Raw genomic sequence first — 13,699 nt, 5'->3', positions numbered from 1 at the left:
CAAAGCATCACTGCCCGGGGCTGAGCACCCGCTCCAGCTCCGCCGCCCGCTCCCGGGTCATGTCCAGCACGCACATGCCACCTTCCAGCTGAGCCAGGGTGCCGCCACTGGCCTGCACATGGAACCTGCAGTTGGCATCCCGATAGCCGACCCATTGGCGCTGCACCTCACGCAGGCTCTTCTGCCGCGTGCTATCCAGCCTGCCCATCAACTGCTTGTAGACGCGGTTCAGCCGCCCATCCTGCAGCTGGGTCTCGGCCTGGATGCACCCGCTCATGGCAACCGTGCTGGACGCCTTGTCCATGCACTGGACATAGGCCGGCGAGTTGTCATCAGCCAGCGCCAGTGACGTGCACGTGGCCAGGGCCAGCCCCATCAGATACTGCTTGTTCATGACCATCCTCCCTAGAACGCTTGCAACTGCTGCGGCGGCATCAGCACCTTGCCCGGCTCGAAGCGCAGCGACGGCATCTGCGTGGCGGCATACAGGGTGACCGCCAGCGCGGCGATCAACGCCACATCCAGCCAGTGCCACCCCGGCATCTCGGCGCGGCTGCGCGCCTTCCAGCAATGCCAGGCCTGCCCTGCGCAAAACACCGCCATGGACGCCAGCCAAAGGTAGAAGCCTGCACCAAAGCCGGTGCGCTCCTGGAACGCATAGCTGATGTTATCCGGCAGCCGCTCGATGCCAAAGCTGCTGGCCGCCAGGTACAACGCCGCCAGCCCGGCCACCAGCGCCAGGCGCCGAAAACGCCGATGGGCAAGGATGGCCAGGGCCAGCAGCGGGTTGGCGAACCATTGGAACAGCCCGAACGGCACGCCCCATGGCCCGTACAACAGCATCTGCAAGGCCGGCATGTGCCCGCCGGCACTCATCAGCGCGCCGTCGAAGCACAGGGCAAGCAGATACAGGGCGAGGGTGCAGGCCAGGTAATACGCCGTCATGCCACAGGCGGCTCGAGCAGCAAGCCATAGAGGCCCGAATCGGACAATTCGCCGGCCACGCACCAGCGCGCGCGCAAGGTGCCTTCAAGCACGAAGCCCTGGCGTTCGAGGGTGCGCGCCGAACCCTGATTGCGCGGGTCGATCTCGCCTTCCAGGCGGCGCATGTGCAGGGTGTGGGCGAGGTAGTCGATGAAGCAGGTCAGCGCTTCGTCCATGTAGCCCCGGCCCTGCACCGCACTGGCCAGGCAATAGCCGATCTCGCCGCGGCGCGAGACGTCGTCGATGTTGAACAGCTGGACCATGCCGATCAGTTCGCCATTGTCACGGCGGTACATGCCCAGCTTGAGCTGGTCGCCATTGGCGTAGGCCTCACGGTCGGCGGCCAGGGCGCTTTCGGCCTCGGCCAGGTTGTGCCAGGGCGCGTGGTGCCAATAGCGCATGACCTCGGGGTCGGCCATGATCGCCAGCCATTGCGCGGCGTCGGCATGGCGCATGGGCCGAAGCTGCAGCCGCGGGCTGTCGAGGCAGAGGTCGCTGGGGAAACTGCGGGGTGGGGTCACGCCGGATCTCCTGTCCATTGCTGGGAAGCGGACAGTCTACCGTCATGTGCCCCCTTCGAGCAGCCCGATCAGGCCACCTCGGCCCCGTCATCCGGCCAATGCGGCTCGTTGGCCCCCGGCGGGGTCAAAGGTGGCAGGCCATAGGCCGCCCGCGCATCGTCGCAGCTGGGGTTGTGCACCCCACCCTCCCACGACGCCTCGAACTCCCGGCATGGGCTGGAACGGTTGGCGTAGATGGTGCACGCCACCTCTTTGCCGATCTCGCCCTGCAGGCTCACGCAGCGGCAGGGTTTGGCGTCGGTGCCGATCATCGCTACCCGGGTCGGGTTGATCTGCACCACCAGGTCGTCAGGCACGAGGCCGCCGGCAGACTGGCATTCGCCCCAGAAGAAGGACACACGGAAATACCCGCAGCAGGCGCCGCAGTCAAGGCAAGGGTTGTATTCGGACATGATGGCACGGGGGGGAAGGTTGTTGTTATCGGGGCGATGCCCGCGGCGCCATTTGTAATCGAAGCCAGGTCGGCTGAGAAGAGGGGCGAAGAAAAATAGTTCGCCGTCGATCCGACAGCATCAGGGGCCGCTGCGCGACCCCTGACTTGGCGTTACTTGCGAACCAGGCCGTCAGCCCGGAACATCTGCCGGATGCCGCGAATCGCCTGGCGAATGCGGTCCTGGTTCTCGATCAGGGCAAAGCGCACATGGTCGTCGCCATAATCGCCAAACCCGATACCCGGCGACACGCAGACCTTGGCCTCGGCCAACAGCTTCTTGGCAAACTCCAGCGAGCCCAGGTGGGCATACTGCTCGGGGATCTTGGCCCACACGTACATCGACGCCTTGGGGTTTTCCACCATCCAGCCCAGCTCGTGCAGCCCTTTGACCAGCAGGTTGCGGCGCTGGCGGTACTGCTCGGCGATGTCGCGCACGCATTGCTGGTCGCCTTCGAGCGCCGCGATGGCCGCCACCTGCAGCGGGGTGAAGGTGCCGTAGTCGTGGTAGCTCTTGATCCGCGCCAGGGCGCTGACCAGCTCGGGGTTGCCGACCATGAAGCCGATCCGCCAGCCGGCCATGTTGTAGCTCTTGGACAGGGTGAAGAACTCCACCGCGATGTCCTTGGCGCCGGGCACCTGCATGATCGAGGGGGCTTTCCAGCCGTCGTAGACGATGTCGGCGTAGGCCAGGTCATGCACCACCAGCACATCGTACTGCTTGGCCAGGGCCACCACGCGCTCGAAGAAATCCAGCTCGACGCACTGGGCGGTCGGGTTGGAAGGGAAACCGAGGATCATCATCTTCGGCTTGGGGATCGACTCGCGGATCGCCCGCTCCAGCTCGTTGAAGAAGTCGACGCCAGGCACCAGCGGCACGGAGCGCACCTGGGCACCGGCAATCACTGCGCCGTAGATGTGGATCGGGTAGCTGGGGTTGGGCACCAGCACGGTGTCGCCTTGGTCGAGGGTGGCGAGCATCAGGTGCGCCAGGCCTTCCTTGGAGCCAATGGTGACGATGGCTTCGCTTTCCGGGTCGATGTCGACCTCGTAGCGCTCCTTGTACCAGTTGGAAATGGCCCGGCGCAGGCGCGGGATGCCGCGCGAGGTGGAATAGCCATGGGTGTCTTCACGCTGGGCGACCTGCACCAGCTTCTCGACGATGTGCGGGGGCGTGGCGCCGTCGGGGTTGCCCATGCTCAGGTCGATGATGTCCTCGCCACGGCGGCGGGCAGCCATCTTGAGCTCGGCAGTGATGTTGAAGACGTAGGGCGGGAGACGATCGATACGCGCGAAGCGGCGCGGTGAACCTGGGTTTGCCATGGTTTTCTCTACTGACGTAAGCGCCCGGAACCGTCCGAGCGACGCTGGCCGCTGCGGCGGCCGAATCAGAAGATAATGCCGCCGCAGTTTATATGCAAAGGAAATTTTCCTGTTTACTTATACCTTTTCAGACCATTGATTCGAATCTTCGGAATTTTCGGTAAGCATCCTCAGCGCAGCGCCTTGTACGTGTTCACGTCCCACTGCTGCAAACCCAAGCCCTCACAGGGGTCCATGTGGCCTCCAGCCACCTGGCTGAACGCCTTGCACTCGAGGCCATGATGGACCTTGCGCTCGCTGCCTTGCCCTTCGCTCAGATAGGTGTAGGACTTGCTGCGCATGCCCAGGTACAGCGCCTCGTCAGCGCGCAGCGCCTGGTGGTGGGCCATCAGCTGCTTGTCATCGAGCTGCAGGCGCTTGTCGAGGCTGACGCCCCAGCGCGTCAGGCAAACCTCGGCCAGATGCCGCACGATCAGCCCAGGCGCCTTGCAGGCCTCACCGCAGCCCTCCCCCGTCGGCGAAGCATTGCCCACCAGCGTGGCGTGGCGCCCAGGTAACGGGTAGATGCTCATGTGCGTGCCCGCCGCCACCTCCGGCACCACGCAGGCAAAACCCCGGGAGCGCTCATCGCGGGCATAGAAACCGACATACTCCTTGACGTTGCCCGCCAGCGCCACGCGCTCCTTCTGCACGTTCAGCACCCCCGGCACCGGGTCGATGGCCAGGATGTTCACCGGGATGTGCCGCAGGGCTTGGTCCTGGGCCATGGCATTGGCCAGCATGTGGCAGCTGATGCCACCGCGGCTCCAGCCGATCAGGTTGACCTGCTCCGGCAGCAGCGGCTTGCGAAACTGCTTGATGATCTGCTCCTGCAACGCCTGCGGGGTGACCTCGCGCGCACCATAGTCGTAGCGCTCGCGAAACCAGTTGCCGGTGCCCTTGGCATCGGCAATCGGCACCCCGGCGTCCTTGAGCCGCTGGTACTCGGCCTGGGTGCGCTGGCCTCGCTGCCACAGGCTCTGGCCCTTGATGACCTGCAACGCATGCTGAACGTTCTCCTGCCAGCCGCTGCCCAGCAACGCGCCCATCGCTGCGCCATGGTCGTTGTCGTCGACGAACAGGTTGTCGTCCTGCAGGTTGCCGCTGCCGGGGCCATCCACCACGATCTTGTGGGCCAGCTCCCGGCCCCGGTCATTGAAGGCCAGCACCGAAACCAGCTCGCCATTCCAGTAGTCACGGTTGCTGACATCGCCGGCGGTGGCGCCGGTGCCACAGAAGTACACGTTGAACACACTCATGCCTGCAGTCCTCGAAGGGTTGGGTTGCGCAGGCTAGCGCCAGGGCCGGCAGCCGGTTCAGCGGGAAGCACGAACCGCAGGCATAAAAAAACCCCGGCACATGGGCCGGGGTTTTTCCTGTAACAGGCGGCTGTATCAGCGCGCGTACGTCATCAGCACGTCCGCGGCAGTCTGGCTGTCCACCGACATCATCACGCTCAGTGCAGTGACGGTGAGGATGGAGAAGCCGAACACCTTGCGCGCCCACTTGCTGTCGTCCTCGGCCTTGTAGCCGCCCCAGGCCATGTACAGCCAGTACAGGCCCATTGCAGCTGCCACGGCCAGGTAGCCGAGGCCGGCGTAACCGCCGAGGGTGAGCATCAGGGTGGCGAGCACGAAGGCCAGCACGTACAGCACGATCTGCTTCTTCGCCGCGAGGATGCCGCGTGCCACCGGCAGGACCGGAATGTTGGCAGCGCTGTAATCCTTGAAGCGGAAAATCGCGATGGCAAAGCTGTGCGGCATCTGCCACAGGCTGAACATCACCAGCAGGGTCACTGCAGCCAGGTCGAAGCTGTTGCTCACGGCGCAGTAGCCGATCACCGGAGGCATGGCACCGGACAGGCTGCCGACCAAGGTGCCGTGCACCGATTTGCGCTTCAGCCAGAGGCTGTAGAAGCCGACGTAGACGATGAAGCCTACCGCTGCGCAGAACGCCGACAGCGGGTTGGCCTGGACATACAGCAGGCTGAAGCCTGCCACCCCGAGAAGGGTGGCGTAGACCAGCGCGAGGGGCAGCGACATGCCGCCCTGGACCATGACGCGGTTCTTGGTGCGTTCCATCTTCTGGTCGATGTCACGGTCGATGCAGTTGTTGAACACGCAACCGGACGCAACCACCAGGGACGTACCTACCACCACCGCCAGGAACAGGGCGAAGTCCACATGGCCCTTCGCGGCAAGGAAGAAACCGCCTGCCACGGAAAGCACGTTACCGAAAATGATCCCCGGTTTGGTGATTTGGATAAAGTGCTTAACGGACATGCAGTCTTACCTCACTTGGCCAGCATTTCGTAGTGGATGCTGAACATGATCCACAGCGACAGGCCGACCAGCAGTGCAATTACCAAAGTGGTGAACAGGAACGTCGACACGTTGGAACGCTGCTCTTTCGAGCGGTCCATGTGCAGGAAGTACACGAGGTGCACTACCACCTGGATGACGGCCATGGCCACCACGACCAGGACGGTCAGGTTCTTCGGCAGGCTTGGGAACATCACCAGGCCGAACGGGATCGCAGTCAGGATGATCGACAGTACGAAGCCGACCATGTAGGACTTGACGCTGCCGTGGTTACCTTCGTGATGAGTGTCGTGTGCGTTAGCCATTACAGAACCCCCAGCAGGTAGACGACGGTGAATACGCAGATCCAGACCACGTCCAGGAAGTGCCAGAACAGGCTCAGGCAGCTCATGCGGGTCTTGGCGGTCGGCGTGATGCCGTGCTTGTTGATCTGGTACATCATGATCGCCATCCAGATCAGGCCGGCGGTCACGTGCAGGCCGTGGGTACCTACCAGGGCGAAGAAGCCCGACAGGAAGCCGCTGCGCTGCGGGCCGAAGCCTTCGACGATCAGGTGATGGAATTCATAGATTTCCATCGCGATGAAGCCAGCACCGAACAGGAAGGTCACAGCCAACCAGCCCAGTACGCCTGCCTTGTTGCCGGCGAACATCTTCAGCATGGCGAAGCCGAAGGTGATCGAGGACAGCAGCAGGAACGCGGTTTCAACCAGCACGAAGTCGAGCTGGAAGATGTCGTGACCCGACGGGCCGCCGGCAAAACTGCCGGACAGCACCGCGTAGGTGGCGAAGAGCGACGCAAACAGGATGCAGTCGGTCATCAGGTACAGCCAGAAACCGAGTACGGTCATCTGGCCCGAGTCGTGGTGGTGGTCGTCATGCCCATGGTCGTGACCATGAGCAGCACCGTGCATTACTTGACTGGACATTGATTACACCCGCTCAAACGATTCGACACGTGCGCCGGCAGGCAGAGCACCTGCTTTGGCCAGCGCTTTCATGCGCTCGCCTTCGATGCGCGCCACTTCTTCGGCCGGAACCATGTAGCCCTGGTCGTCACGCGCAGCGTGGCGAACGAAGACCGCAATGGTTGCCAGCAGGCTTGCGCCGACCAGCCACCAGATGTGCCAGATGAAGGCAAAGCCGAAGACGGTCAGGAACATACCCATGAACAAACCGGTAGAGGTGTTGCTCGGCATGTGGATCGCGTCGAACTTCTTCGCTGGTTTGTAGGCGTTGCCCGATTCCTTGGTTTCGTGCCATGCGTCCAGGCCAACCTGCTCAGGCATGTGAGCGAAGTTGTAGAACGGAGGTGGCGAGGAAGTCGACCATTCCAGGGTACGGCCGCCCCATGGGTCGCCGGTCACGTCCAGGTTCTGGTTGCGGTCGCGGACCGAAACGTAGAGCTGGATCAGCTGGCAAGCGATACCGAACAGGATCAGCACGGCGCCGACGACGGCAACGTACAGGTAGGGTTCCCACAGTGGGTTGTCGGAGTGGTTCAGACGACGGGTCATGCCCATGAAGCCCAGGGCGTACAGCGGCATGAACGCAACGTAGAAGCCCGAGATCCAGAACCAGAAGGCAGCTTTGCCCCACTTCTCGTTCAGGGTGAAGCCGAAGGCTTTCGGGAACCAGAAGGCGAAGCCGGCGATGTAGCCGAACACCGCACCACCGATGATCACGTTGTGGAAGTGAGCAATTACGAACAGGCTGTTGTGCAGGACGAAGTCAGCACCTGGAACAGCCAGCAGAACGCCGGTCATGCCACCGATGGAGAAGGTGATCATGAAGCCCAGGGTCCACATCATCGGTGCGGTGAAGCGCACACGGCCCTGGTACATGGTGAACAGCCAGTTGAACAGCTTCACACCGGTCGGAATGGAGATCAGCATCGTCGCCAGGCCGAAGAAGGTGTTGACGCTGGCGCCGGCACCCATGGTGAAGAAGTGGTGCAGCCAGACCGCGAAGCCCAGGATGGCGATCGCGCCCGATGCGTAGATCATCGAGTGGTGGCCGAACAGACGCTTGCCGGAGAAGGTCGAAGTCACTTCCGAGAACACGCCGAAGGCCGGCAGGATCAGGATGTAGACCTCAGGGTGGCCCCACGCCCAGAACAGGTTGACGTACATCATCGGGTTCCCACCAAGCTCGTTGGTGAAGATGTGGAAGTCCAGATAACGGTCAACGGTCAGCAGTGCGAGTGCGGCGGTCAGGATCGGGAAGGAAGCGACGATCAGGACGTTGGCCCAGGTGCAGGTCCAGGTGAAGATCGGCATGTCCATCAGTTTCATGCCAGGTGCGCGCATCTTCATCACGGTGACGAGGAAGTTCACGCCAGTAAGCGTCGTACCCAATCCGGATAGCTGTAGCGCCCAGATGTAGTAGTCGACACCCACCCCAGGGCTGTACTGGATACCCGCTAGCGGCGGATAGGCAACCCAACCGGTCTTGGCGAATTCGCCGACGCCCAGGGAGATGTTGACCAGCAGCACGCCTGCCAGCAGCAGGTAGAAGCTCAGGGAGTTCAGGAACGGGAAGGCAACGTCACGTGCACCGATCTGCAGAGGAACCGCCAGGTTCATCAGGCCGGTGAAGAACGGCATCGCCATGAAGATGATCATGATCACACCGTGAGCGGTGAAGATCTGGTCATAGTGTTCAGGCGGCAGGTAGCCTTCGGAGCCGCCGGTAGCAGCTGCAAGCTGTGTACGCATCATGATGGCGTCGGCAAAGCCGCGCAGCAGCATGATCATCGCGACGATGATGTACATCACCCCGATTTTCTTGTGGTCGACCGTGGTCAGCCACTCGGTCCACAAGTAGGTCCACTTGCGGAAATAGGTGATTAGACCGACGACAGCGATACCACCGAGCGCGATCATGGCAAGCGTCACCATGACTATCGGCTCGTGATAGGGTATCGCCTCCAGGCTTAATTTACCGAACATCTCTTACTCCTCTGCCCCGGCAGCTGGTTGCATACTCGATTCCACACCCTTGGTAGTGGCCAGATCTTTGCTGCCTGCTTCTTCGTGGACCGGCTTGCCGCGGTTCATGCCTTCGTACTTGTCGACGATCGACTGGAACAGCTCTGCTGGTGCCTCGCTGTACAGCGCGACTGGGTTGTATTCGCTAGGTTTGGCCAGTGCTTGGTACTCGGCCTCGCCCAGTTTCAACGGCGACTGCTTGACCTCGGCGACCCACTTGTCGAAGTCTTCCTGGGAAGTTGCAGTAGCCTTGAATTTCATGCCGGTGAAGCCAGCGCCGCTGTAGTTGGCACTGATACCGTCGAACTCGCCGTTTTCGTTGGCGATCAGGTGCAGCTTGGTGGTCATGCCGGCCATGGCGTAGATCTGGCCGCCCAGGCCCGGGATGAAGAACGAGTTCATCACGGCGTCGGAAGTGACGCGGAAGTTGACCGGGGTGTTAGCCGGGAAGTTGATCTTGTTGACCGTCGCGATGCCCTGCTCCGGGTAGATGAACAGCCACTTCCAGTCCAGTGCGACCACGTCGATCTGGATCGGCTTGACGTCCGAGTCCAGTGGACGGTATGGGTCCAGCTTGTGGGTGGAGTGGTAGGTGACATAACCCAGGGCGATGATGATGATGATCGGGATGATCCACACCGCGGCCTCGATCTTGGTCGAGTGCGACCAGTCGGGGGTGTAGGTGGCCGCCTTGTTGGAAGCACGGTACTTCCAGGCGAACGCCACGGTCATGATGATGACCGGGATCACCACCAGCAGCATCAGGCCGGTAGCGATGAGGATGAGGTTCTTTTGCTCAATGCCGACCTGACCTTTCGGGTCGAGCAGGGTCCAGTTGCACCCACTGAGTAAAAGCATGCCTAAAAAGGGCAATATGCCAAACAGTCTGGGGTAACGCTTTTTACTCATCTCACGACCTCTAGATCAGCTTGCTTCAATGCAATTTGTGTTTTGGTGGCCAACACTTCGTCCTGCCAAGTGAGGCAATTCACGCCCGTACTCGCTCCTGCCTGGGGTCTGACTGCAGGACCTTGGCTCAAGCGGGTTAGCGGTGCTTATGGTTTCGTAGGCAACAGGCCTGTACTTCAGACCAAGTCCATTTGGTGCGGGAAAACGCGGAGGGGTATCCGCCCGGTATCGCCGCTGGGCGAAACTTGACGAAGTCAGCAAAAGAAAGCGCTGGGGCTTCCTTCAATCCTGCGACTCGCAAGCAGTGCCGAACGGAAATTGGGGGCGATTGTAGTGAGGTCGCCAACCCTTGACTATGACTTATTGAGCAACAGTCTTTTACAGAATGCGTAACAATCAAGGGTGGGAAATCAACTTCGCGACAGTTTGTCGCACCCCGCTTGCTAGCCCTCAAAGCCGCATGCCGCAAGGCTTCGTGATTGATCTGGATCAAGCGGGAGGGGACTTTTCCCTCTTCTCTGTGGGTGCAAAAGCCCCCACTGAAATCGGGACTAACGTCTAACGCTGGCGGCGGTTGCGATAGATGCCGAGCGGTACCAGGATGGCCGTCAGCACGAACGCCAGCAGAGCCCATTGCGCCAGGGACAGGCCGAGCAGCGGCGGGTATGGCGTGCTGCAGAAGCCGTCGACCTGGAATGCCAGTGGCCAGAGCTTGGCCAGGGGCAGGTCATCGACGATCGGCTGCAGGGTGTCGATGCCGCAACTGACCATGGGGTTGGCGAGTATATACACATGGTTGCCAGCCGCAACGATTCCGCCAATTGCGCTCAATACCACCAGGCACTCGAAGAAGGTCAGGCTGCGCTTGCCGGGCATCGCCGCGGCGATGAAGGCGAAGATCGCGATGAACAGCAAGGCATAGCGCTGCAGGATACACAGCGGGCATGGCGCTTCGCCCAGCACCACCTGCATGTACAACGCGCCGCCGAGCATGGCCACGCAGATCAGCCCCAGCAGCACCAGAAAGCGCCGTTCCCGATTCAGGCGCGATGTTTGTTCGTTCATTGCCGATTCCTTCGATGGATAGAGGGCAGCGTGCTTTGCCTGCCTGGCGCAAGTCTACACGCAGGCAGAACCTCGTTGCGTGTCGAGGCGGCGGCACGCAGCTGAGCTATCCGGAGCTGGCTTCAGACCGGCTGCGGCGACGTCGGTTCAACGTCGGCCGGCAAAAAAGCGGCTGCCCAGGTGCCGCGCAGGAGCAAGCCCCTCGACACCCGGGAGTGAAGGATACAGTGATTAAAGGAGGATTAAAGGTGAAAGATGGCCGTTGCGGTTCATCTTTCCTTATATATAGAAGGCGCAGGTACCGGCCCTATCGCCGGCAAGCCGGCGCCCACTGGCATGACGCCAGCCTCGTGTGGGAGCCGGCTTGCCGGCGATAGGGCCGGTACCGTCACTCCATCATTCCAGAGCAGCCGCCGGCCCGAAGAACTCGTAACGGCTTTGCGCCTCAGGCACCCCAAGCGCCTTCAGTTGCCGCTTGATCGCCGCCATGAACCCCTTCGGCCCCAGGAAGTACGCATCCACGTCACGCTCGCCCGGCAACCACTCGCCCAGCTGCTCCTGGCTCAGCAGGCCCACCGCATGGGCACCGCCCGCGCCCTCGTCTTCGGCATAGCAATAAAAGCGCGTGAGCTGAGGATGACGCGCGGCCAACCCATCGATCCAATCGCGGAACGCGTGCACCGAACCATTGCGGGCACAGTGTATGAAGTGCACCGGCCGCTCGGTCTGCAGCGCCGCCTCGAGCATGGCAAGCGTCGGCGTGATCCCCACCCCGCCACTGATCAGCACCAGCGGCTTGTCGCTGGCGGCCAGGGTGAAGTCACCGGAAGGCGGGAACAGCTGCAGCGTTTCGCCGACCATCAGCTGGTCATGCAGGTAATTGGAAACCTTGCCGCCCGCCTCGCGCTTGACGCTGATGCGGTACTGCTGGCCATCGCAGAGCGCCGACAGCGAATAGTTGCGACGCTGCTCGGCACCGTCGATGAACAGCTGCAAGCCGATGTACTGGCCAGGCTCGGCCTTGAGCACCGGTTTACCGTCGACCGGGGCAAAATAGAAGGAAACGATCTCGCTGCTTTCCTGCTCGCGGCGTACCAGGCGGAACTCACGGGTACCGCGCCAGCCACCGGCCGCTTCTTCCTTCTGTTTATAGAGGCCTTCCTCGGCGCCGATGAGAATGTCGGCCAGCTGGCCGTAGGCAGCCCCCCACGCAGCGATGACCTCGGGGGTGGCGATTTCCTTGCCGAGCACTTCTTCGATGGCGCGCAACAGGCAGCTACCGACGATCGGGTAATGCTCCGGCAGAATCTGCAAGGCCACATGCTTGTTGATGATCTGCCCGACCAGGCCGCCCAACTGCTCCAGCTGGTCGATGTGGCGCGCGTACATCAGCACGCCGTTGGCCAGCGCCCGTGGCTGGTCACCGCTGGCCTGGTGGGCCTGGTTGAACAATGGGCGTACCTCGGGGTACTCGTCGAGCATCATCTTGTAGAAGTGGGTGGTCAGGGTTTCGCCGCCCGTTTCAAGAAGGGGGACGGTGGCCTTGATGATTGCACGTTGTTCGGCATTGAGCATTTGCACGACTCCTGAACCTGAGGCTTGAAAAGTTGCAGTAAGCAATTCAGCAATCGTGCCAACTTTTTACTCCAGCAAAATCAGGGGCTTGACGCTAACCATGTCAAAACGACCAAGACGGATGTATAGTCATAACGACCAACAGGAGTCTTTATGACCGCAAAGCCCTTGCTCACCGCACTGCTGCCCCTGGTCAGCGACCTTTCCCGCGACCTGCCCGACCAGGAGCGCTACCGGCGCCTGCTGCAGGCCATGCGCGGCCTGCTGCCGTGCGATGCCGCCGCGTTGCTGCGCCTGGACGGCGAATGGCTGGTGCCGCTGGCGGTCGATGGCCTGTCGCCCGACACCTTGGGCCGGCGCTTCAAGGTCAGCGAGCACCCGCGCTTCCAGATTTTGCTCAGCCGCCCGGAGCCCACTCGCTTTGCCAGCGACTCCGAGCTGCCCGACCCCTACGACGGCCTGGTCAACGCCCCCGATGCCGACCTCGAAGTGCACGACTGCATGGGCTGCCCGCTGATGGTCGATGAGCGCCCCTGGGGCCTGGTGACCCTCGACGCCCTCACCCCCGGCCAGTTCCAGAGCATGGAGCTGGATGCCCTGCAGGCCTTCGCCAGCCTGGCCGCCGCCACCGTGACCGTGGCCGAGCGCATCGAACACCTGGCCCTGCGCGCCGAGGACGAACACCACCGCGCCGAGATCTACCGCCAGGCCAGCGGCCAGGACCGTGAGCTGATCGGCCAGAGCAAGGCGCACAAGCAGCTGGTGGAAGAAATCCGCCTGGTCGGTGGCAGCGACCTGACCGTGCTGATCACCGGCGAAACCGGCGTGGGCAAGGAGCTGGTCGCCCAGGCCCTGCACCAGGCCAGCAGCCGCGCCGACAAACCCCTGGTCAGCCTCAACTGCGCCGCCCTGCCCGACACCCTGGTCGAGAGCGAGCTGTTCGGCCATGTGCGTGGCGCCTTCACCGGCGCCCATGGCGAGCGCCGGGGCAAGTTCGAACTGGCCAACGGCGGCACGCTGTTTCTCGATGAAGTGGGCGAGCTGTCGCTGACCGTGCAGGCCAAGCTGCTGCGCGTGTTGCAGAGCGGGCAGCTGCAGCGCCTTGGCTCGGACCGCGAGCACCGGGTCGACGTGCGCCTGATCGCCGCCACCAACCGCGACCTGGCCGCGGAAGTGCGCAGCGGCAACTACCGCGCCGACTTCTACCACCGCCTGAGCGTGTACCCGCTGCAGGTGCCGCCCTTGCGCGAACGTGGGCGTGACGTGCTGCTATTGGCCGGCTATTTCCTCGAACAGAACCGATCGCGCCTGGGGCTCAACAGCCTGCGCCTGAGCAGCGCAGCCCAGGCCGCGCTGCTGGCCTACGACTGGCCCGGCAACGTGCGCGAGCTGGAACACTTGATCGGCCGTTCGGCGCTCAAGGCCATGGGCCAACACCCGCAGCGCCCGCGCATCCTCACCCTGGAGGCCAGCGACCTCGACC

The 13,699-nt window shown here is 62.6% G+C and carries 14 protein-coding genes; 1 reads left to right on the top strand and 13 read right to left on the bottom strand.

Translation table 11 applies throughout. The features are described 5' to 3' along the window. Positions 1–7: 7 nt before the first annotated feature. From L6D75_RS11185 to hmpA, 13 genes are all read right to left on the bottom strand, one after another. On the bottom strand, positions 8–394 hold the full coding sequence (locus L6D75_RS11185; protein WP_176515303.1) for a lysozyme inhibitor LprI family protein: 387 nt from the start codon (positions 392–394) through the stop codon (positions 8–10). An 11-nt stretch (positions 395–405) separates the two neighbouring features. After that, a complete protein-coding gene (locus L6D75_RS11180) occupies positions 406–945 on the bottom strand; it encodes a hypothetical protein (RefSeq protein WP_176515301.1) in 540 nt (179 codons plus the stop codon). After that, positions 942–1,505 (bottom strand): GNAT family N-acetyltransferase, encoded by a 564-nt coding sequence (locus L6D75_RS11175; RefSeq protein ID WP_176515299.1) that lies wholly within the window; start codon positions 1,503–1,505, stop codon positions 942–944. The genes L6D75_RS11180 and L6D75_RS11175 overlap by 4 nt, the downstream gene beginning before the upstream one ends. Before the next feature lie 68 nt (positions 1,506–1,573). Then, entirely contained in the window at positions 1,574–1,957 is a 384-nt protein-coding gene (locus L6D75_RS11170; protein ID WP_016393961.1) for a YkgJ family cysteine cluster protein, read from the bottom strand. Positions 1,958–2,109: 152 nt separating this feature from the next. Then, the gene (alaC, locus tag L6D75_RS11165) at positions 2,110–3,318 is read right to left on the bottom strand and encodes an alanine transaminase (RefSeq protein ID WP_176515297.1); all 1,209 of its coding nucleotides are present in this window, start codon (positions 3,316–3,318) and stop codon (positions 2,110–2,112) included. 170 nt (positions 3,319–3,488) lie between these two features. After that, positions 3,489–4,616, bottom strand: a complete 1,128-nt coding sequence (locus L6D75_RS11160) for a hypothetical protein (RefSeq protein WP_176515295.1) — start codon at positions 4,614–4,616, stop codon at positions 3,489–3,491. A 135-nt stretch (positions 4,617–4,751) separates the two neighbouring features. Then, positions 4,752–5,639, bottom strand: a complete 888-nt coding sequence (gene cyoE / locus L6D75_RS11155; protein ID WP_176515294.1) for a heme o synthase — start codon at positions 5,637–5,639, stop codon at positions 4,752–4,754. 11 nt (positions 5,640–5,650) lie between these two features. Continuing rightward, complete coding sequence (gene cyoD, locus L6D75_RS11150; RefSeq protein ID WP_176515292.1) at positions 5,651–5,983, bottom strand: cytochrome o ubiquinol oxidase subunit IV; 333 nt, start codon at positions 5,981–5,983, stop codon at positions 5,651–5,653. Beyond that, positions 5,983–6,606 (bottom strand): cytochrome o ubiquinol oxidase subunit III, encoded by a 624-nt coding sequence (gene cyoC, locus L6D75_RS11145; protein ID WP_176515290.1) that lies wholly within the window; start codon positions 6,604–6,606, stop codon positions 5,983–5,985. Before cyoC ends, cyoD begins: the two co-directional genes overlap by 1 nt. A 3-nt stretch (positions 6,607–6,609) precedes the next feature. Next, complete coding sequence (gene cyoB, locus L6D75_RS11140) at positions 6,610–8,628, bottom strand: cytochrome o ubiquinol oxidase subunit I (RefSeq protein WP_176515288.1); 2,019 nt, start codon at positions 8,626–8,628, stop codon at positions 6,610–6,612. 3 nt (positions 8,629–8,631) lie between these two features. Next, positions 8,632–9,576 carry a ubiquinol oxidase subunit II gene (cyoA, locus tag L6D75_RS11135; protein WP_176515286.1) on the bottom strand — a complete coding sequence of 315 codons (945 nt, stop codon included), beginning with the start codon at positions 9,574–9,576 and terminating at the stop codon, positions 8,632–8,634. 558 nt (positions 9,577–10,134) lie between these two features. Then, the gene (locus L6D75_RS11130; RefSeq protein ID WP_176515285.1) at positions 10,135–10,641 is read right to left on the bottom strand and encodes a disulfide bond formation protein B; all 507 of its coding nucleotides are present in this window, start codon (positions 10,639–10,641) and stop codon (positions 10,135–10,137) included. Between the two features lie 396 nt (positions 10,642–11,037). Then, a complete protein-coding gene (hmpA, locus tag L6D75_RS11125; RefSeq protein ID WP_176515283.1) occupies positions 11,038–12,216 on the bottom strand; it encodes an NO-inducible flavohemoprotein in 1,179 nt (392 codons plus the stop codon). 153 nt (positions 12,217–12,369) lie between these two features. On the opposite strand from hmpA, the gene norR reads away from it, so the two are divergent. Continuing rightward, positions 12,370–13,699 (top strand): nitric oxide reductase transcriptional regulator NorR (gene norR, locus L6D75_RS11120; RefSeq protein ID WP_236193530.1); only part of this gene is annotated, 1,330 nt, incomplete at its 3' end.

Source organism: Pseudomonas faucium (genome assembly GCF_021602585.1).
GTDB lineage: Bacteria > Pseudomonadota > Gammaproteobacteria > Pseudomonadales > Pseudomonadaceae > Aquipseudomonas > Aquipseudomonas faucium.
This window is presented reverse-complemented; position numbering and strand designations above follow the sequence as displayed.

Excerpts from the sequence above, each read along its gene's own strand:
- L6D75_RS11185 (WP_176515303.1), bottom strand. The coding sequence starts at position 394 with ATGAACAAGCAGTATCTGATGGGGCTGGCCCTGGCCACGTGCACGTCA.
- L6D75_RS11180 (WP_176515301.1), bottom strand. The coding sequence starts at position 945 with ATGACGGCGTATTACCTGGCCTGCACCCTCGCCCTGTATCTGCTTGCC.
- L6D75_RS11170 (WP_016393961.1), bottom strand. The coding sequence starts at position 1,957 with ATGTCCGAATACAACCCTTGCCTTGACTGCGGCGCCTGCTGCGGGTAT.
- alaC (WP_176515297.1), bottom strand. The coding sequence starts at position 3,318 with ATGGCAAACCCAGGTTCACCGCGCCGCTTCGCGCGTATCGATCGTCTC.
- L6D75_RS11160 (WP_176515295.1), bottom strand. The coding sequence starts at position 4,616 with ATGAGTGTGTTCAACGTGTACTTCTGTGGCACCGGCGCCACCGCCGGC.
- cyoE (WP_176515294.1), bottom strand. The coding sequence starts at position 5,639 with ATGTCCGTTAAGCACTTTATCCAAATCACCAAACCGGGGATCATTTTC.
- cyoD (WP_176515292.1), bottom strand. The coding sequence starts at position 5,983 with ATGGCTAACGCACACGACACTCATCACGAAGGTAACCACGGCAGCGTC.
- cyoC (WP_176515290.1), bottom strand. The coding sequence starts at position 6,606 with ATGTCCAGTCAAGTAATGCACGGTGCTGCTCATGGTCACGACCATGGG.
- cyoB (WP_176515288.1), bottom strand. The coding sequence starts at position 8,628 with ATGTTCGGTAAATTAAGCCTGGAGGCGATACCCTATCACGAGCCGATA.
- cyoA (WP_176515286.1), bottom strand. The coding sequence starts at position 9,576 with ATGAGTAAAAAGCGTTACCCCAGACTGTTTGGCATATTGCCCTTTTTA.
- L6D75_RS11130 (WP_176515285.1), bottom strand. The coding sequence starts at position 10,641 with ATGAACGAACAAACATCGCGCCTGAATCGGGAACGGCGCTTTCTGGTG.
- hmpA (WP_176515283.1), bottom strand. The coding sequence starts at position 12,216 with ATGCTCAATGCCGAACAACGTGCAATCATCAAGGCCACCGTCCCCCTT.